General features: G+C 59.0%; 15 protein-coding genes. 12 read left to right on the top strand and 3 right to left on the bottom strand.

The features are described from left to right. The first annotated feature begins 98 nt into the window (after window positions 1–98). Both HB375_RS04620 and HB375_RS04615 read left to right on the top strand, forming a co-directional pair. The gene (locus tag HB375_RS04620; RefSeq protein WP_167671821.1) at window positions 99–494 is read left to right on the top strand and encodes a hypothetical protein; all 396 of its coding nucleotides are present in this window, start codon (window positions 99–101) and stop codon (window positions 492–494) included. A gap of 190 nt (window positions 495–684) precedes the next feature. Next, window positions 685–1383: a Crp/Fnr family transcriptional regulator gene (locus HB375_RS04615; protein WP_167671820.1), complete on the top strand. Its 699-nt coding sequence runs from the start codon at window positions 685–687 to the stop codon at window positions 1381–1383. A 353-nt stretch (window positions 1384–1736) separates the two neighbouring features. Here HB375_RS04615 and HB375_RS04610 read toward each other — a convergent pair whose 3' ends face one another. Continuing rightward, window positions 1737–2366: a TetR family transcriptional regulator gene (locus tag HB375_RS04610; RefSeq protein ID WP_167671819.1), complete on the bottom strand. Its 630-nt coding sequence runs from the start codon at window positions 2364–2366 to the stop codon at window positions 1737–1739. A gap of 114 nt (window positions 2367–2480) precedes the next feature. On the opposite strand from HB375_RS04610, the gene HB375_RS04605 reads away from it, so the two are divergent. From HB375_RS04605 to HB375_RS04580, 6 genes are all read left to right on the top strand, one after another. Continuing rightward, a complete protein-coding gene (locus tag HB375_RS04605) occupies window positions 2481–2945 on the top strand; it encodes a hypothetical protein (protein WP_167671818.1) in 465 nt (154 codons plus the stop codon). Beyond that, window positions 2938–4170: an HlyD family secretion protein gene (locus HB375_RS04600; RefSeq protein WP_167671817.1), complete on the top strand. Its 1233-nt coding sequence runs from the start codon at window positions 2938–2940 to the stop codon at window positions 4168–4170. The genes HB375_RS04605 and HB375_RS04600 overlap by 8 nt, the downstream gene beginning before the upstream one ends. Before the next feature lie 1022 nt (window positions 4171–5192). Next, on the top strand, window positions 5193–6536 hold the full coding sequence (locus HB375_RS04595) for a porin (RefSeq protein WP_167671816.1): 1344 nt from the start codon (window positions 5193–5195) through the stop codon (window positions 6534–6536). 683 nt (window positions 6537–7219) lie between these two features. After that, window positions 7220–7963 (top strand): TetR/AcrR family transcriptional regulator, encoded by a 744-nt coding sequence (locus tag HB375_RS04590; RefSeq protein ID WP_205800062.1) that lies wholly within the window; start codon window positions 7220–7222, stop codon window positions 7961–7963. 490 nt (window positions 7964–8453) lie between these two features. After that, entirely contained in the window at window positions 8454–8690 is a 237-nt protein-coding gene (locus tag HB375_RS04585; protein ID WP_167671814.1) for a BrnA antitoxin family protein, read from the top strand. 43 nt (window positions 8691–8733) lie between these two features. After that, window positions 8734–9228, top strand: a complete 495-nt coding sequence (locus tag HB375_RS04580) for a hypothetical protein (protein WP_167671813.1) — start codon at window positions 8734–8736, stop codon at window positions 9226–9228. A gap of 145 nt (window positions 9229–9373) precedes the next feature. Here the strand turns inward: HB375_RS04580 and HB375_RS04575 are convergent, their stop codons facing one another. Further along, window positions 9374–10657, bottom strand: coding sequence for a benzoate/H(+) symporter BenE family transporter (locus tag HB375_RS04575; RefSeq protein WP_167671812.1), 1284 nt, complete (start codon window positions 10655–10657; stop codon window positions 9374–9376). A 112-nt stretch (window positions 10658–10769) separates the two neighbouring features. On the opposite strand from HB375_RS04575, the gene pdxR reads away from it, so the two are divergent. The 3 genes from pdxR (at window position 10770) to HB375_RS04560 (ending at window position 14574) form a co-directional block, all read left to right on the top strand. Further along, window positions 10770–12260, top strand: a complete 1491-nt coding sequence (gene pdxR, locus HB375_RS04570; protein WP_167671811.1) for a MocR-like pyridoxine biosynthesis transcription factor PdxR — start codon at window positions 10770–10772, stop codon at window positions 12258–12260. Between the two features lie 162 nt (window positions 12261–12422). After that, window positions 12423–13727 (top strand): serine hydroxymethyltransferase, encoded by a 1305-nt coding sequence (locus tag HB375_RS04565; RefSeq protein ID WP_167671810.1) that lies wholly within the window; start codon window positions 12423–12425, stop codon window positions 13725–13727. 28 nt (window positions 13728–13755) lie between these two features. Next, complete coding sequence (locus tag HB375_RS04560) at window positions 13756–14574, top strand: YggS family pyridoxal phosphate-dependent enzyme (RefSeq protein ID WP_167671809.1); 819 nt, start codon at window positions 13756–13758, stop codon at window positions 14572–14574. A gap of 198 nt (window positions 14575–14772) precedes the next feature. Here the strand turns inward: HB375_RS04560 and HB375_RS18345 are convergent, their stop codons facing one another. Next, entirely contained in the window at window positions 14773–17382 is a 2610-nt protein-coding gene (locus HB375_RS18345) for a calcium-binding protein (protein WP_167671808.1), read from the bottom strand. Between the two features lie 552 nt (window positions 17383–17934). Between HB375_RS18345 and HB375_RS04550 the strand changes: the two genes are divergently transcribed. Beyond that, window positions 17935–18888 (top strand): AraC-like ligand-binding domain-containing protein, encoded by a 954-nt coding sequence (locus tag HB375_RS04550; protein WP_167671807.1) that lies wholly within the window; start codon window positions 17935–17937, stop codon window positions 18886–18888. Window positions 18889–19126 lie beyond the last annotated feature (238 nt).

The following is a 19126-nucleotide window of genomic DNA, read 5'->3' as shown; positions in this document are numbered from 1 at the left end:
TTTCATGAAACGAGACGGTGAGTCCTTCAGTAGCCAACGCTAATCGAAGCGGCACCGGACCACGGGCGTCTCATTTTGCTACCGACAGGGAGGGACCGATGGAACCGGTGTTGCACAAGGTCGGCGTGGAGGATCAGCCCTCGGAAACCAAACCGTCTCAACTTCTAGCCCGGATCCGCACCGTGGTGGGTACGCTCGACCTGGACTGCCGGTGCCGCGGCAAGGTCGACGCCGCGCTTGAACGGTTCGAGGCGCTCGAAACCCGGCGCCAGCTTCGCGGCCTGATCCTTGATGCCAGACATCAAGCCGACCGCATCGCTGCACTGCTCGAGCTTGTCGGCGAATTGGATACTGTCGCGATGGACGAGATAGATCTGAGCGTTTTCGAGGAGATTGCGCTCCTCTTCGAAGACATCAAGACGGCGGCGGCTCGCGGCGCGGAGGATATGGTCAAGGCCCGCAATCTCGAGCGGCATGGGGCGGATCGTCTCTAACCCAGTGGTCGTTGCCCGAAACTGGACAGCGTACCTCTCACAGCAGACCCATTTCCTCATTCGAACCAAAAGCCACGCTTGCCGCGCGCCGGCTGTCGATCCCGCGGAAAACTGGGTCCACTTTTCCGCGAGATGCGCTAGAAGCGATACTAGTGAGCGTTGTTGATCCAATTCGGTCTGAGGAGATGACATGGCGGGCATTGATCGTTCCCTTGTGGCGGATGTCCCCATCTTCGCGGGGCTCGCGCCGGAGCAGATCGACAAGTTGCTTCAGGAGGCGCAGTCGGTGCGCTATCCGAAGGGGACGAATGTGTTTCAGCAGGAGGAGGAGGCCCACTCCTTTTTTGTCCTGTTGCACGGGCACCTGCGGGTGTTCAAACTCACCCCCGACGGACAGCAGGTGGTGGTTCGCTTCGTGGCGCCCGGCGAACTGTTCGGCGTTGCCATGGCCATTGGCCGCAAAACCTATCCGGCGACGGCAACGGCAGTGGTGGACAGCATCGCTCTGGTCTGGCCGTCCACGGCGTGGCCCCGCCTCGTGGCGACGCATCCCGGGCTCGCGGTCAACACGCTCCAGACCGTTGGCCGCCGACTAGAAGATGCCCATACGAGGGTTGTCGAGATGTCGACGGAGGAGGTCGAGCGCCGCATCGCACACACTCTGCTCCGCCTCGCGCAGCAGGCCGGCCGCAAGATCGAGGCGGGCGTCCAGATCGACTTCCCGATCACGCGCCAGGACGTGGCCGAAATGACGGGCACGACACTACACACCGTAAGCCGCGTCCTGAGCGCCTGGGAGAGCCAAGGCCTCGTTGCGGGTGGACGTCAACGGATCATGATCCGCGATCCTCACAAGCTGCTCCTGCTCGCCGAAGGAGCGCACGACTAGTCGTACAGAAAAACAGGGCCGGTTTTTCCGCGCAGGCAGTGGCTTCCGTCCGCCGGCCACCCACCTCAGTTCAAGTATTCGGTCGCGCGCGAGCAAGTGCCCATGCGGTTTTCCGTTGCGTCGCAAATTCTGGGCGGGGGAAAGGAGATAGCTGGGGCGCTGTGAAGCGCTTATGCGGTGAGCAGGTCAAACTGCCGCGCGAGCGTCGGCTGCAAAGTGCAGGCGTACTTCGCTTGTCCTTACCGCATCATGCGCACCATCTCGATGCCGCTCAGGATCACACGGGCAGCGGCCACGGACTGGCTGATTAGAGAGACTTGCGTCAGGCGCTTGATACCGGACGCAAATAATGATCAGCGAGCAGCTTTGGCTGAGATTGCGTCCGTGGGTGTCTGCCAAGCTGTCAATAGTGTACGTATAATTGCTTCTGCATCTGGAATCAGTTCGAAGTCAGGCAGGCCGCGTGCCCACTGCACGAGAAGACCTCCTACGACAGCATTGAAAGCTACCGTGGCAGACTCGGGCGTCCAAGGCGGGACCAGTTTGCCGCTACGGGATGCAATGTCGAAGATATGGCGAAGAGACGCCCTAAATTCTTTCTGAAAGATGTCGCCGCTGTTTGTCTCGTCCGTCACATCGAGACGCAATAACACTTTCAGCAATCCACGGTGGCGCGGATCGGCCTGCAATCGAGCAAATGTGTCCGAGATTGCGTTTGCGAGCGCATCGACTGGAGCCATTTCCCCGTTGCCTTCGAGTTGGTCGGACAATTCCTGAACTGGCAACCGCAACTTGTCACGAATTGCGAAAAGCAAACCCTGCTTGTTCTGAAAATGCCAATGGACTGCGCCACGAGTCACCCCTGATGCAGCGGCGATCTCGTCTAATGACACGTGTTCATAGCCGCGATCGAGAAACAACGTTTCAGCTGCGCTAAGTACAGTTTGTCGCGTTTCCTCAGCCTGTTGTTTTGTCCGCCTCACGGGATCCCTCGGAGTGCGCCGCCGCACTATACAAACATGCGGTATGTATATATGAGCGCTGCTAACAGACAAGCCTGCTTCGAACGCACCTGAAATTTTCTCTCGGAGGCCAGTTTGAGCGCATCACTCCACCCCGCTGCACCTCACCATTTGCCGCCGTTCATCACCGCGCCCGGCGATACGGACGTTCTCATGGTGGGAATGGCCGTGATCCTGATACTGGCCGTGCTGGCCGTAGGTAATCTGTTCTTTCTCTTGCACACGCTTCCAGAGCGCATGGCGCATAAGTCCGAGAAGTTGCAATCCGAGATCGTCGCTGTGCTGTGCCTGCTGGCCCTGTTCACGCACGTGCATCTTTTTTGGGTGGTGGGCCTGCTGCTTGCACTGATTGACATGCCCGATTTCGCAACACCCCTCACCAGGATTGCGGGATCACTCGAGAAGATCGCTGGCATCAAGCCAACCGAGGTACAGCAAAAACCCATCGCCAGCACCAAGCCGGGGGAGGATGCGGGCAATGTGCCGGATAAACCAATAAGTCCTTCTGCGGGCGGTCATAAGGAACTTATTGATGCTTGAGCTAATTCTCTGCTCCCTGCTGACGATCCTCCCGGATTATCTCTACCGCCGCTACGTCCAGGGAAAGCGGCTCGGCAAGGAGATCACGCTCTACTCGGTGTGGTTCGAGTTGCGGTGGGGGATCACTGCCTGTTTGATGCTCACCGTGGGGCTCATCACGGTGATCTTTTATAATCATCCGTCGACCAACAACGTCACCGTGTTCTTTAGAACCGTCCCGATCCTGCCCGAAACCAACGGCCGGGTCGCTGAGACCTACGTGGGCGTCAGCGGCGAGATCAAGCAGGGCGCACCGATCTTCAGGCTCGACAGCACAAAGCAGGAGGCGGCCGTGGAGACCGCACGCCGCAAGATAGCCGAGGTCGACGCGAAGCAGGTGGTAGCGCGAGCCGGTATCCTGGAGGCAGAGGGCAAGATCCAGGAGGCTAAGGGCGCCTATCAGCAGGCCGTGGATGAGCTGGAGACCAAACAGGAGCTGTATCGGCGCAGTCCAGGCAATGTCGCCTTTCGAGATATCGAGAAACTCCAAGTCACCCTGCAGGGACGCCAAGGCGCGATTGACGCCGCCGTCGCCACCAAACAGGCGGCCGAGGCGCAGATCTCCACTCTCTTCCCCGCCGAGAAGGCACGCGCCGAAGGGGAGTTGGCCCAGGCCGAGGTAGAACTGGCGAAGACAGTAGTCCGGGCCGGTGTGGACGGGCGGGTGGAGCAGTTCACGCTGCGGGTGGGCGACGTCGTCAACCCGCTCATGCGGCCGGCCGGGGTCCTGATCCCCGCGGGTGCCGGGCGGGGGCGCCTACAGGCCGGCTTCGGACAAGTCGAGGCCCCGGTCATGCAGGTCGGCATGGCTGCCGAGGTCACTTGCGCGTCGAAGCCCTGGACGATCGTCCCGATGGTGGTGACCGGTGTGCAGGACTTCATCGCCACCGGTCAGGTCCGCAGCGGCGAGCAGCTGCTCGACCCACAGCAGGTAACGCGGCCGGGAACCATCCTGGTTTATCTTGAGCCTCTCTACGATGGCGGGCTCGATGGCGTCACCCCCGGGAGCAGCTGCATCGCCAACGCCTATACCAGTAACCACGAGCTGCTTGCTTCGAACGAGGTTGGCGCCATTCAACGTGTGGCATTGCACGCAGTGGATGCCGTTGCGCTTGTGCATGCCATGATCCTGCGAATCCAAGCGTTGTTGCTCCCCATCAGGACTCTTGTGCTCGGCGGGCACTGATATCAAGATGAAGAGAGGCATGCTGTGGCCACTCTCCCTTTCGAGCTGATCTTATCGGAGCATGCTGGCCGCAAGCCAACAATGAAAATGCTCCGTCCTGTCGCGGTGATGGATGCTGAGGAGGCATGAACGTAGCGGCTTTGTCCGCGGCGGGTCGGCAGAATCTCGGTCATGAGCGGATGAGTTCGTCCGCGAGGGAACCTACGCACAACCTCACCGAAGAAACCGTGCCTGGAGGCCATGCGCGAAGTCATGCGTGACGTTAGTGCCGCAGGGAGGCGGACTAGCGCCAGGGCGGCTCAAGTTGTCGCAGGCTTTGGCTACGAACAGAAAGACGTCAGAGTGATTGCGACTGCTCATGCAGCGAGCCACTCGAAATGCTCAGCGAGCAAGAGATGAGCCTTGTGGACGTATCGCGCCTGTCACTTGTGCATGATGAAAATCGATTGATGCATGGGAGTCGTCGCGAACGCTGTCATGGATTTGAAGAAGAACATCGGTCACGCTCGACGCTTGTTGCACCAATGATCGGTGTGATCAATCAGGTGCCGCCTCGAAATCGGATCGACCTCCCCCCGCCTTGTTGTGCAGCTGGCGATAACACTCGCACATGAGCGGTGATCGCATCGTCTCACGCATACATGAGAAAAGCCCGGTGGAATTTCCACCGGGCCAAAATTCCGGGTCTCAATCCTGAATTTTTGGGAGGTCTCACCATCCGTGTTTCGAGATGAATAAGACGCATGCAATCAACCGCTTTCGCGCGAAATTGTCAACTCGTGTGAAACACAAATTATCAAGTCTTTTCATAATGTTATTGCGATTTCAGGTCACGTTTTTGCAACATCTCCGGGGGAATTTGGCACAAATGCGATGATGCTGCGGCAATTCGCTTGAACGGGAATTTTCGCTGTCTAGTGTCGCCGCAGCGAATGGGACGAACCGTTCGCAATTTCATGGCCATGAGTTGCTTCGCAATGCGTGTGCCGATCTCGACGTTCTTGAATTTTTGGAGACAAATGATGACGCTCGTTAAGAGCTTTCTCCTCGCATCAGCTGCTTCTCTTGTAGCTGTTGCGGGAGCCAATGCGGCCGATCTTCCGGCGAGAAAGGCAGCGGCCGTTGAGTACGTTCGCGTCTGCAATACATACGGTGCAGGATTCTTCTATATCCCGGGCACTGAGACCTGCTTGCGTATCGGCGGACGTGTTCGCGCCGATTACCTGTTCGACACGCCGTTTGCGCGCTCCTCCGACGCTCTTGGTTTCCGAGCTCGTGGCCGCATCCAACTCGATGCGCGTACCGCAACGGCTTACGGTCTGGTGCGCAGTTTTGTCCGCTTCGAGATCACGCGCAGCTCGGGCACGCCGTTTGGTGGAACCGGTGTTGTCCGCCCGCAATCTGCTGATGTTGAGTCGGCATTCGTCCAGTTCGGCGGATTGACGGCTGGCCGTCTCGACTCATTCTTCTCGAACACCGATCTTCCGTCGGAAAACATGGGGACCTTGCGCTTTGATGACGCGCCCAATGTGGATGTGCTGGCTTACACCTTCACGTTCGGCAACGGCTTCTCGGCAACGCTGGCGATCGAAGATGGCATCGAGCGCCGGCAATCCGGGTTCATCGCTGGCGGCCCAGCCTCTTCGGCGCTCAACTACGCTGGCGAGCGCGCGCCCGACGTCGTCGGCAATCTCAAATACACCGGCACCTGGGGCACGGCGCAACTCTCAGGCGCTCTTCATCAGATCCGCAGCAACAACCTGGTCTCGCTTCCAACTCAGTTTGGGGCGGTCGCTAATTATCCGGACACCGAGTACGGTTTCGCTATTGCCGCTTCAATCGGCGTGAATTTGCCGCAGATCGCACCCGGCGACGCCCTGTGGGTCAGTGCGACTTACGCTGACGGTGCGGTGGGCTACCTGAACGGGGGGACAGTCGGTTCGAACGGAACGATCGCCGGTCCTTCTACAGAGCTCGGAGCTGGCAATATTCTCCTGACGGACGGCTTTATCAACGCCAACACCGGTAATATCGAGCGCACGAAAGCCTGGGCTGTTGCTGGTGGGTTCCGCCACTATTGGACACCGCGGATCCGCTCCAACCTGCTGGGATCGTACATGCGGGTGAACTATGGTGCTGCTGCGGGTGGAATCGACGCGACAGGCTTTGGCTTTGGTCTGGTCGACTTCAACGAGTACCGCATTGGCGGCAACGTCATCTGGCAACCGGTCAGCGGCCTGGATCTTGGCCTCGAGGTGATCTACGCCCGGGTCGATCCTCGCGGTCGGGTTTCGACGGGCCCATTCACATCAATTGGCTCGTCCGATGCTGTGGAAGGGCGCTTGCGCATTCAGCGCGACTTCTGATCGGCGCTCCCAACAAATCGAAGAAAGCCCCGGCGGAAATGCCGGGGCTTTTTATTAGAGAGCTGGGATGCGTCGCGAGTGTCGCTAGGCGCGGTTCATCAACTACTGCTGGCTATCAGCAAAAAGCAAAGCGCCGGCTTCATCGTCTGCGGACGCGAAGCTCCCCGGCCGACGCGCGGGCAACGACCTCAAGGCCGTCAGCGGTGATCGCATAGAGGGCAGGTTTTGATGCCCCACGCGCCGAGGCCTCCGGCGGCTGGATCGGCTTGCACCAGCCACGCTTGAGGCAACGTCCGAGAGGGCCGACGGTGACAGGACGAGGTCCTCGGGCCAGATCTTGAAGAAATGTCAGCTCATTTTCCAATGGCCCACGGCCTGCAGTCTTGCGTTGATACATTGTATATTCAACCCAACTGGGCCATCGCCAAAAGCTCGAAACGGTTCAGGCGGCCTTCGACTGAAAGGGTCTGACCGAAGGAGGCGAAACCAATGGCTGACCAAACTGGTTTAAAAAATAACCCAGTAGTTCATTAAATAGATGGAGGCGGACTTACTGTCGAGGCATGAGCGAGCTATTCTTCAGGCCGAAGGGCACGAAAAAGAACCATAGTGCTCTAAATGTGACCCGGAGGAACCCGACATAGTGGCTCTGCGCTTTGGAGCGGCCCTTCTTCTAAAGAAGGTTGTCTCGGGTTGCGGGCCCAGTTTGTAACTGGATTGGAAAATTACCTAACCCGGTATATGACTGCCCGATGCTTGATCGGTCTGACCTCGACGACACCCCGCAGAACGTTGCCGCACAACGCGGGCGCGGAAGACCGAGCCGTGCCCAGGCGATGGAACTGTCGGACGCGATCATTGAGGCGGCCCTTCAGGTGTTCCGGCTCAAAGGGTATGCGGCAACGACGATGGATGATATTGCGGCGTCATGCTGCACCGCCAAGCATAGCATTTATCGCCGGTTTCCTTCAAAAGAGGCGCTGTTTGCGGCTGCGGTTGCCATCGACCGGCAGCGGATGCTGGGTCACATTCAGGCGCTTGAGGTCAGGGCGTCGGATCCTCTGTCATCGCTTCGGGATGCCTGTCGATCGTTGCTTGCTATGATCATCACCCCCGGGAATGTCGACCTCTACCGAATGTGCGCTGCAGAGGCGCCTCGCTTTCCCGTTGTCGCTAACGAGTTCGCCCGGACCCGTGATAGCATCACGGCGGTGCTTGAACCGCTTGTCGAGAATGCCCAAAAGATGGGGCTCCTTACTCTCAGCAATGCGACGCAATTCGCGAGGCAGCTCGGCTTCTTCGTGACCGCCCAAGCGCTTCATGAGGTGCTCCTGAACCCTGAGTTTCGACCGACCTCGTCCGAGTTGGATAACCACTTCGATTCCATTTGGCGGATCGTTATGTTCGGGGCCCTGCCACGGACATAGCAGAGTTCCTAAAAAGCGCGGCCAATCTGATGGGCCGACCCGGCATACACACAGGCATAATAGAACTCAATAGTTCTATTATGCCCGTGGGTGGCCTTCCTGCCATAGGTACGGTCGGTGGGTGTTCAACGGCGTGATGCCGCCGGCGCTTCCTGTAAGGCGACGGTGGGATCGGAAGGCTATCGACGCCCAATTGGACAAGACCAGCGGCTTGGACATGTCCAAGGAGCAGGAAGATCCTTACCCCGTAAGAAACGCGAAGCAGGCCTGAGCCCTAAACAGGTCCAAGATCTCCGGGACGGGAGCGGGCCGCAGCCAGGCGCGCCGCGCGGGGCGAGAAAGGATTGATAAGCTTCCGAGATTCTCGCTCGCATCTCACCAGCCGGCTCGACGTAAGGCGCTATAACTTCGATAGCCTATTTGACCTTCATCCGGCATTGAAAGAGGCTCTGGAACCGGCGGGGCGATAACCTGCAAAAGGAGTTGTACTATGTCGAAGCCTCCAACAGGAACACGCAGGCCGGGAGACCCGCTCAAGGCTGCCGAGGCGGTGTTCAGGAAAATTCCTCCAAAGGCGGCTGAAGCACCGAAGGCGCCGGCAATCCCTGGCGCGAAGGAAACGGTTTCACTGCGCATTGATCGGGACGTACTCGACTACTTTCAGGAAGACGGCCCAGGCTGGCAGGACAGGATCAACGAGGCGCTCCGAAAGGCCGCTGGCAAATAGGAGCAGCAATCTTCGCGTCGGAGTGCGTTAGGTACGATAGGTCATGACTTCTCGACTTCCCCGCATATGGACGGCTGCCGAAGCTGCGGAACACCTACGCATCACCTCTCGTGCCTTGATCAAGATCGCCAAGGCAACCGGCAACTGCTCGGTTCAGGGTCGCAATGTCATCCTCAGCGAAGCCGATATCAATGCTGTATGGGAGTCGATGCGGTGCCCCTTAAACTCGTCAAGCGCGCGGCTCGTTACCTTCAATGAGGCAGCCGCCTCCTATATTGAGCAGGGAGGGGACGGGCGCTTCATTCTGTACGTCCGTAAAACAGACGGCGCGCACTGCGGATTGGCAGTTCATTTTATGAACTGCAGACTGAACACCATCAATCAAGGAACCCTCGACGACGCGGCACACACTCTTTATCCGAACGCATCCCCTGAAACACTGAATCGCCAGTGCTACACGCGTTCATTGCAGTCTGGAATCATGCGGCTCGCAACGGTTGGGCGGACGTGCGCCAGTGGCGCCGCCCGCGCAAGCTAAAGGGCATGGCCGCCGCAGCGCTGACGAAGCGTGGCGGCACGACACCATTAGCTACGAGCAGGCTGCCCAGTTCGTAGCAGCGATGTCACCTGCGCCCGCCATGGTCATGGCCGCACTGTTCTACGCTGGCATGCGACCCATCGAGCTATTCGCGCTGGATGCCACCGACGTGGACGTGCCGGGGCGCTGGATAATCGTTCGTTCGTCGAAGACCCTCGCTTACCGTCAGGTCTGCCCGCTCGCGATGCGGCAGGCGACCGTTCAGGACGAAGTAGGCGACGAGGCCGATCAGCAGTCCCCAGAACGCCCCGCCGATGCCCAGCAGTTTGATATTCGCTGCGGATGCCAGGAATGTTATCAGCGCCGCTTCGCGGGAGGTCGGATCGGCCATCGCTCCTGCGAGGCTGCCGCCGATCGTGCCGAGCAGCGCCAAACCGGCGAGCGTCGTGATGAAGGTCGCAGGAAACGCCATGAACACCGCAGCGAGCGTCACGCCGAACACCCCAACGAGCACATAGAAGCAGCCCGCCGCAATGCCGGCGATCCAACGTTTGGACGGGTCTTCGTGCGCCTCCTTGCCAGTGGCGATAGCCGCCGTGATGGCCGCGATATTGAAGGCGTGGGAGCCGAACGGAGCCATGAGCAGCGAACCGAGGCCCGTCACGGTGACGATCGGATTGGCGCTGATTTCGAAGCCGTCGTTCCGCAGAACGAGCATCCCCGGCATATATTGGCCGGTCAGCGTAATCAGGAACAGCGGCAGCGCGACGCTCAGGAGCGCATTCAGAGAGAAATCCGGCATGGTGAAGACCGGAGCAGCAAACTGAAGGTGGAGCCCCGATAAGTCGACACGGCCCTGCGTGAGCAGGAACACAAGCCCGAGAACGAGGATGCCGACCACGGCATAACGGGTTGAAAGACGCTTCAATGCGACATAGGCGACGATCAGCAGCCCGACCAGCAGAGGGTCGATACTCGCGCCACCGAATGCGCCGATGCCGAATTGCAGCAGGATACCGGCTAGCAGGCCCGAGGCGATGCCCGGTGGGATCAACCGGATGACTTTCTCGAAATAGCCTGACACGCCAAGAGCGACGAATGCCGCCGCCGAGATCATGTATGCTCCGACGGCCTCCGCGTAAGGCGTCGTTGCGAGCGCGGTGACGAGGAAAGCCGCCGCCGGAGTCGACCAGGCGGTGATGATCGGCTCACGATAGCGCCAACTCAGGAAAAGTCCCGTCAGCCCCACGCCGATTGAAACGGACCATACCCAGGATGCCGTGAGTTCCGGGCTCAGGCCAGCAACCTTCGCGGCTTGAAAGACCACGATGAAGGTGCCGCCATAATTGACGATCACGGAAATCAGTCCCGCGACGACAGGATGTGTAATATCGTTCAAGCGAATGGATGATGAGGGACCGGACAACATAATCCTGAAGAGTCTCCTGCAGGTTGGGGCGCAAGAACAGTAAGATGCCTTGACATCTAGCCGATGAATGGTCTGATGAACCCATCCAGTTCATTCAAGGCACTCAGACCACTTGTTCAAGCATTCCCAACTGGAGTCCGTGAAGGCTTGGCTTGCCCATCCCGCCCATGCAGCGATGCCGCTTCATGCGCGGATTCAGCGAGCGATCCGCCAGCTTATCCTCGACGGCGCGCTCGGACCGGGGAAGCCGCTGCCCGCCTCGCGAGCGCTCGCCAAATCGCTTGGCGTGTCGCGCGACACGATCGAGACCGCCTACGCCCAGCTTCACGCAGAAGGCTTCATTGGCCGGCGAGTTGGCAGCGGCAGTTTCGTGGCGGAGATGACCGAGTTCACGCCTCGTCGCCGTCTCTCCCAGCGGGACGCGCTTTCGCGCAATCAGGCTCCGAACCTCAGTAAACGCGGAAACGCCATGTTCCGCGGCGGCGGCGTACGCGAGCTGCTTTCACCGCGGCCCTTCGCGCATGGAGTGCCGGAGACACGCACCTTCCCACTTCAACTCTGGGAGCGCCTGGAGCGGCAGGTGCTGAAGGAAACCGGTACGCAGGCCCTCCTTCACAGCGATCCGCAGGGGACCGAGCCGTTGCGGCGCGCAATCGCTGACTATGTGAACCTTGAGCGGGGCGCACGCGCCACGGCCGACCGGGTGCTGATCCTTACCAGCTCGCAGCAGGCGTTGACGTTGTGCGCGAACATGCTGCTCGATTCCGGCGATCACATCTTCATCGAAGACCCTGCTTACTACGGCGCACGCAAGGCGTTCGATGCGGCAGGGCTCGAATGCATCCCAATCCGCCTGGACCGTCAGGGCCTGCTGGTCGAGCAGATCATGGACGAGCCGCGCCGGGCCAAGGCCGTGTTCCTGACCCCCTCCCACCAGTTTCCGACCGGCACGACGCTGGCACTCGATCGCCGTCTGGCACTGATCGAATGGGCGGCCCAGCATCAGACATGGATCATTGAAGACGATTATGACAGCGAATTCCACTACGCGGGCAAGCCAACTGCCTGCGTGCAGGGTCTCGATCCGCATGACCGGACTATCTACATCGGCACCTTCACAAAATCGCTCTTTCCCGGCTTGCGGATCGGCTATGTCGTCTTGCCGCCCCAGCTCGTGAAGCCGATGACAGTCGCGCGCACACTGCTCGACGGGCATTCCGCCTCGATGGCGCAACTGACGCTGGCGCGGTTCATGGAAGGCGGGCATTTTGGCGCTCACGTCCGCACCATGCGCGGCATCTACGCTGAACGGCTCGAAGTGTTGGCAACCCTGGTCAGCCAACACCTGTCGGATTTCGTCGAGCCGCGCGTGCCAATTGGCGGATTGCAGATGCCGTGCGTGCTGACCTCCGACTTGTCCGAACGCGCAGTCATCGACGCGGCGCGGCGCGTTGAAATCGAGCTTCTTGGATTGTCGGCGCTCCATGCGGCCGGCAACGGCAAGGCCGGGTTCCTGATGGGATTTGCCGCATACACTCCAATTGAGATCGAGGTCGCGGTCAAGAAACTGGCGAATGCGTTTCGGACAGTGATGAAGGCATAGGTCTCACTCCAGCGATCTCTGGAATTGGCCTGGCTCAACCGTACCAAGTGGAGGGGAACAGCAGACCACGCCCATGATAGGTGCTGACAGACACCACCGCGCACAACCTCCGTAGCGGGCACTCAAGAACTCAATTTGTCAGCACTTTGAAGGAGGTCAGCGATGGGAGCATCGGTCGCGCTGCGCGCAATAGAGAACACAGCGAACGCAGGCGTGAGCGCTGCCGGTTTATCCACCGCCGATGATGCTATTGCCGTTGCGATCGCCAACGAGAAGACCCGTCAGCGTGAGTCCATCGAACTGATCGCCTCGGAGAATTTCGTGAGTCAGGCCGTGCTTGATGCGCAGGGGTCTGTGCTTACCAACAAATATGCCGAGGGCTATCCGCACCGCCGATACTATGGCGGCTGCGCGAATGTGGATGTCGTTGAGGATTTGGCGATCGCGCGCGCGAACCAACTCTTCGGGAGTGCTTACGCCAATGTCCAGCCTCATTCGGGAAGCCAAGCCAATCAGGCGGTCTTCCTCGCGCTTCTCAAGCCCGACGATACAATTCTCGGGCTCGACCTGAAGGCTGGCGGACATCTTACCCATGGAGCGCCGGTCAACATGTCCGACCGCTGGTTCAACGTCGTCAGCTACGGCGTCGACCCAGAAAGTCACCTTATCGACATGGATCAGGTAGCGCAGCTCGCGCACCAGCACCGGCCCAAACTCTTGATCGCAGGCGGCTCGGCCTATCCGCGTATCATGGATTTTTCGCGCTTTCGGGAGATCGCGGACAAGGTGGGTGCGATCCTGCTGGTCGATATGGCGCATTTCGCGGGGCTCGTCGCTGGTGGCGTCTATCCGTCTCCTGTGCCTTTCGCTGATGTCGTCACTTCGACCACGCATAAGACCCTGCGCGGACCGCGCGGCGGATTCGTACTCACTAATGACGCCGAGGTCGCGAAAAAGATCAATTCAGCGACGTTCCCCGGTCTTCAGGGTGGGCCGCTCATGCATGTCATCGCGGCAAAGGCGGTGGCGTTTGGCGAGGCGCTGCAACCGTCCTTCAAGATCTATACGCGGGCAGTCGTCGAGAACTGCCGTGTCCTGGCGAAAGCCCTTTCCGATGGCGGACTTAAGATCACGTCCGGCGGCACGGATTGCCATCTGGCCGTGGTCGATCTGCGCCCCTTCGGCGTGACCGGCAATATCGCCGAGAAGGCGCTTGAGTCTGTGGGCATCACCCTCAACAAGAACGCGATCCCGAACGATCCGGAAAAGCCCATGGTGACTTCGGGCATCCGCGTGGGCTCCGCCGCTGGAACGTCGCGTGGATTCGGCGTGGACGAGTATCGTGAGATCGCCACGCTCATTTTCGACACCCTTCACGCCGTCCGTGGCGGAACGCTCGACGCCGACCGGCAACGGATCAACGGCCGCGTGCGCCAGCTCGTGGTGCACTTCCCGCTGCCATACTGATGGCCATGACGCGGAAGCTTGTCTGGACATGACCACACCTTTCAATACTAAGCTTTCGCCCGAAGACATCGCCCGATTTGGCGATGATCCGGCCACGGCATTCGCGACGAACCTGAAAACCGTGCAGGAGCGCATCGTAGCTGCTTGCCATCGCTGCGCACGCCCTGCCGATGTGCGTCTTCTGCCCGTCACCAAGACGGTCCCCGCCCATATCCTAAGGCATGCCTTTACGGCGGGAATCTCCGACTTCGGCGAGAACAAGCTACAGGAGGCCCGCGACAAGCAGGCCGCACTCTCCGATCTGCCGATCCGGTGGAGCATCATCGGCCATCTCCAGACGAACAAGGTGAAGTATCTCGCTCGCTTCGCCTCGGAGTTTCATGCGCTCGACAGCTTCCGGCTGGCCGAGGAACTCAACCGCCGCCTTGATGCCCAAGGGCGCGATCTTGATGTGTTCGTGCAGGTCAACACCTCGGGCGAGACGAGTAAATATGGCCTGCATCCCAATGACCTCATGCCGTTCGTCGAGCGCCTGTCCGAATACCCACGGCTGAAAGCGCAAGGAATGATGACGCTGGCGATCTTCAGCGTGGATACCGAGCGCGTGCGGGCCTGCTTTCGTTTGCTGCGCGACCTGCGGGACCGTGCCGTGGCCATCAATCCCGACCTTACTCAGCTTTCCATGGGCATGTCGGGTGATTTCGAGGTCGCTATCGAGGAAGGCGCGAACGTGGTGCGGGTCGGACAGGCCATCTTCGGTGCGCGGCCAACCAGCGACGCAGTTTACTGGCCGGGCCTTGTATCGGACCCCGAAACGTCGAGCAGTCGGCGCGTGAGTGCCTCATAATCGCCCATTGTTGGCACGCGAGAGTGCCGATGGCATTTACAGGCTGGATGGCCAGCACACTCGCGCGCCTCTGCCGGCGAACTCAGTTGCGACCGTTTCAGGATCTCCGTCGCTCTCCCCTGCACATAGCCGACAGAGGGATCAACATCGGGCCTCCCCCTCCTGAGCAAGCGAGGAGGGGGTGAACAGACCCAGCGATCAGATCACGAAGAAGTCCTTGTCCGTCAGCTTGAGTTTCTTGGCGAGTTGAGCGATCTCGACAGCCTCCCCCGCGCCGGAACCATCCTTGTCATAGAGCAGCACGCCGGTCTTGTTGTTGTAGATCAGGAAGTCGTCGGCATCCTTCGCCTTGTCGCCGATCGTAAAGAAGTCTTTGTTCAGTTTCCCGGGTCTGGCTACAGAGCCCTTGCCCAGCTTGGTAAAGACCTTGTTGTCCAAGTAGATCGAGTCGTCCTTCACATTGAAATCGATGATCTTGTCGAAGTTCACCTTCCGGTCTGTCTTGGATGTACCCAGCTTGGCGTCAAACACGAAGATGTCTTTGCCGGCCCCACCGGTGAGCCAGTCGTTGCCGTAGCCACCGTAGAGCTTGTCGTTGCCAGAACCGCCGTTGAGGGTGTCGTTACCGCCACCACCCACCAAGACATTATTGCCGCTGTTACCCTTGATGGTGTTGGCATCAGCGTTGCCGGTGAGGGTCACGTTGGCGGAGCCGGTCGCTAACAGCAACTCGATCTCATTTCCACCCAGGGCGAAGTTCACGCTGGTGTAGACAATGTCCCAGCCACCACCGCGGAGTTCTACAACCTGATCGCCTGCATCGTCGACATAGTAAACATCGTTGCCGGGACCACCGATCATGATGTCGGCGCCAAGGCCGCCGTCGAGGGTGTCGTTGCCGGGGCCTCCATTGAGGGTGTCATTACCTAAACCACCGCGCAGGACGTCATTGCCCCCACCGCCGTTCAGTTGGTCCGCGCCGCTACCACCGGTTAGAACATTGGCCGCGTCATTGCCGCTCAGGAGAACTGCCCCTGTCGCTGTCGAGTAGATGTTTTCGATCTCCGGGAATGCGGCGAGATCGACGGACGTCGCGCTGGTATACACCGTGTCAATACCACCGCCGGGAGCTTCCACTACCGTGTCCAGAGCATCGACGATGTAGATATCGTCTCCGGCCCCGCCGATGAGTGTGTCGGCCCCGGCGCTGCCATCGAGTACGTTGTTGCCGCTGTTCCCAGTGATGGAATTGGCCAATTCGTTGCCAGTCCCATATTGCGCCGTGCCGGTCAGAACCAGATTTTCGATATTGCCGCCAAGCTGCCAGTTTACCGTCGAAACAACCGTGTCGTCGCCTGCATTCGCATCTTCGACTACCTGATCCCCGGCGGTGGTGTAGTAGATGTCATTGCCCGCGCCACCCTTGAGAACATCGGCGTCGGCACCGCCGTCAAGCGTATCGTTACCTGCGCCCCCATCAAGAATATCGTTGCCAGCCTGACCGCGGAGATGGTCGTCGCCATCGCCACCGCTGAGCGTGTCCGCGAAAGCTGTTCCGATATAGTCGTCGTTAAGCGAAGTGCCTGCAATGTTGATCGCGGCCTCCCGGGGATCGATGATTTGCGCCTGGATGGAACTTCCAGTCCCGCCTGCCTCGTATCCGCCGTCGTCATGCCAGGCAACCGCGATGCGCCCATCGGACAGGACAGTGAAGGCCGCCTGATCTTGCGGCCCCTGGCTCCCGCTGTTGATACGAAATGCGCCTCCGCTGCTCGTACCATCCGCATTGAAGACCTGACCATAGACGTCTTCTCCCCCGACGACATCCGTGTCATGATTGGTCCGGGCGATTATGAAACGACCGTCCTTCAGCACCGTGACATGCGGCTCGTCCTGATAGCCGACGCCCGTAACGACACTAACATCGATTTCGGCGCCGATAGCCACACCTGACGCGTTGAAAACCTGCGCATGAACCTTTCCATTAGGCTGGCCGGAGTCATCTAGGGTTTCATCATTCCACGACAGAACGAAGCCGCCATTGGCGAGCTTGCTGATCGTCGGTGCGGCAATCACATTGTCCCCAGCCTTAAGGACGAGTTCTGCTCCAACTTTGCCATTGGCATCGAAAATCTGGGCGCGAATGTCAGTTACGAAACCACGGCTTTGGTCGACGTTTTTGTCGGCCCACGCGATCACATAGCGGTCGCCGCCAAGACCGGTCACAATTGGCTGCGTTTGATCATCGGCTGCTATGGAGTTGACCGAGAACTCCCCTGAACCGGTCAGAACACCTTCAGCGGTATAGTGGAAATGTTGCGCGCGCACTTCACCTTCTGCCGATACGTCGTGCCAGACGGCAACGAAATCGCCAGTTCCAATGGCAGCAATCTGGGGTAATTCTTGAGCGCCATTGAGCGTTGTGTTTACAAAGAACTTCGCACCGATCGGCTTTCCTGTGACCGAGAAGACCTGCCCATAAACGTCAGAGGGGTTTTCGGTGCTGTATTTGCTTGCATCTGACCAGACGACGACGAAATTTCCGTCGGGAAGAGCTGACACCTTCGCCCCGGCCTCGGCCGCTGACGAGCTGCTGATGACGAACTCTTCCCCCGCCTTGCTCCCATCCGCATTCAGGATCTGACCGCGCACGGCAATGCCTGTGACGGCATCAATCTGTCCGCTGTAATCCGTCCAGGTCACAACAAAGCGACCATCGGCCAAAGCTGTGATAGCCGGCCGATCTTGAGTGTGAATAGTAGTTGTATTGACGAGAAACTCGCTGCCCCAAAGAACCGGAGTGGCCATTGTTCATCCTTAGAAGTTGGAGTCCTGTGTCTGGCCGAGTGGAACGAGCGGTCTTTGATCGGGCGTTCACGCTACGCACTGAGCCACTCAGCAGCCTTTAGTGCGGTCCTGCATGTGTCGTCTTGGTATCGAAGGAAACGCGAGTGGACGACAGCGAACAACTGCGGCCGCCGGTGCGCCATCGCACATCTCATTTGACCAAGGCTGCCTCTCAAGATGCAGCCTTGAATCAAGTATCGCCTGATTTGCGGACAAAGAGTTCACCGCATACGACTTCAGCTTCTTGAGAAGGGAGGGTTAAAAAGCGGCAGAGGATTCGTCTTGGCACCCGCGGAACGCGGCCTGGATCAGAGTGCACAGTCGAAAAGAGAGACGCGCTCTCCTTAGAGAGCGAACTCAAAATGAGCCATCATTATTATTTCATGAAATAACGTTTCATTTCATATTGACAACAGACAATTGTTCCAACGTCGATTTTAAAAACAAACTTTACTTTCTGAGCGCAATCTATGCTATATCGTTCCGCTAGATAAGCTGAAGATATGATACACAATGGCGATTATTTTCGACACAAGCAGCTTGAAGATTGAAGACCAGTTTTCCTATTGGCGGGAGTTCGTCTGCGACACCTTTCTTGGATTGAAGGCAGAGCGATCGGAACGCGCTCCGTTCGAGGCCCGCATGGAGTGTCATGCGATTGGAAATGTGTCAGTCGCTTTAGCGCGATTTGCGGCTCAGCGCATGTACCGAGGGGCACCGGAGATCGCGCAAACGACGGAGGATGCCTATTGCCTTCATCTGATCCGAAAAGGGGTCACTCACGTCTCATCCCATGAGGTTACGGCGCATGCCGGCGATCTGGTGTTGCTCGATACGTCCATCCCGTTCAATGCCGTCATCCGCACGCCAAGCCTGGAGACAACTATCATTCACTTGCCCAAGCGTCTGATCGAGGCTCGCCTTTCCCCTAGCACAGATGTGCACACTCGCCTTCGCGGAGATGAAGGCGCAGGCGCCCTTCTCGCAGGTTATGTCAAATCTCTCGGGCAAGCCATCGGAACCTTGCCTCTCGAGATGAGCAATAAAGCGGGCGAAATCTTCTGCGATCTCCTCGCCGCTACCATTGCGCCCGCAGGTAAAGCCTCCGAGGCCATTCGCGGGGGAATTCGCGCGGCTCGCCTCGCTGCCGCGAAGCAATACATCTCAAGGCACTTGACCAATCCCTTTTTGGATGCGGCGAAGATCGCCCGCAACCTCGGCGTCTCCGAACGCTATGTGCACAAGCTGTTTGAGCCGACTGGCCGCTCGCTGGGCGAGAGCCTGGTCATCGCGCGTCTCGACGCGTGTCGGCATGCTTTGCGGATGCCGACGGAGAATTATAGAACAATTGCCGACATTGCCTATGAATTCGGCTTTAACGATTTGTCCGGGTTCTACCGGCGCTATCGCGCTCGCTGGGGCGAGACGCCCGGCGACACGAGAAGCGGTTTCACTCACAACCCATAGCGCTTTCTGAGCATTGCAAGCGGTCGAGCTATGAGCCGCTTAAGGCGTACGGACGGCATAACCGGAACGGGTTTAGTCAGCTTCCAGAACCTCGATGATTGCAATCATCGAGGTGGTTGAGTCATCGCTCGATTGAGTCGCCAAAGAATATCCAGATCGCGACATCGGCTGTGGCTTGCGTAATCTTAAAGCCGGACTCTTTGGTTAGCCAGAATGTGCGCATAGACGCTTAGTCAGC

The sequence above is a fragment of the Microvirga terricola genome (assembly GCF_011777495.1).
Lineage (GTDB): Bacteria > Pseudomonadota > Alphaproteobacteria > Rhizobiales > Beijerinckiaceae > Microvirga > Microvirga terricola.
The sequence above is the reverse complement of the archived record's forward strand: the minus strand, read 5'-3'. Positions and strand labels throughout refer to the sequence as shown.

Bases quoted from the DNA above. Each gene is read 5' to 3' on its own strand.
- HB375_RS04560 (WP_167671809.1), top strand. From the start codon at position 13,756: ATGACCACACCTTTCAATACTAAGCTTTCGCCCGAAGACATCGCCCGA.
- HB375_RS04565 (WP_167671810.1), top strand. From the start codon at position 12,423: ATGGGAGCATCGGTCGCGCTGCGCGCAATAGAGAACACAGCGAACGCA.
- HB375_RS04575 (WP_167671812.1), bottom strand. From the start codon at position 10,657: ATGTTGTCCGGTCCCTCATCATCCATTCGCTTGAACGATATTACACAT.
- HB375_RS04595 (WP_167671816.1), top strand. From the start codon at position 5,193: ATGACGCTCGTTAAGAGCTTTCTCCTCGCATCAGCTGCTTCTCTTGTA.
- HB375_RS04585 (WP_167671814.1), top strand. From the start codon at position 8,454: ATGTCGAAGCCTCCAACAGGAACACGCAGGCCGGGAGACCCGCTCAAG.
- HB375_RS04580 (WP_167671813.1), top strand. From the start codon at position 8,734: ATGACTTCTCGACTTCCCCGCATATGGACGGCTGCCGAAGCTGCGGAA.
- HB375_RS04620 (WP_167671821.1), top strand. From the start codon at position 99: ATGGAACCGGTGTTGCACAAGGTCGGCGTGGAGGATCAGCCCTCGGAA.
- HB375_RS04615 (WP_167671820.1), top strand. From the start codon at position 685: ATGGCGGGCATTGATCGTTCCCTTGTGGCGGATGTCCCCATCTTCGCG.
- HB375_RS04550 (WP_167671807.1), top strand. From the start codon at position 17,935: ATGGCGATTATTTTCGACACAAGCAGCTTGAAGATTGAAGACCAGTTT.
- HB375_RS18345 (WP_167671808.1), bottom strand. From the start codon at position 17,382: ATGGCCACTCCGGTTCTTTGGGGCAGCGAGTTTCTCGTCAATACAACT.
- HB375_RS04600 (WP_167671817.1), top strand. From the start codon at position 2,938: ATGCTTGAGCTAATTCTCTGCTCCCTGCTGACGATCCTCCCGGATTAT.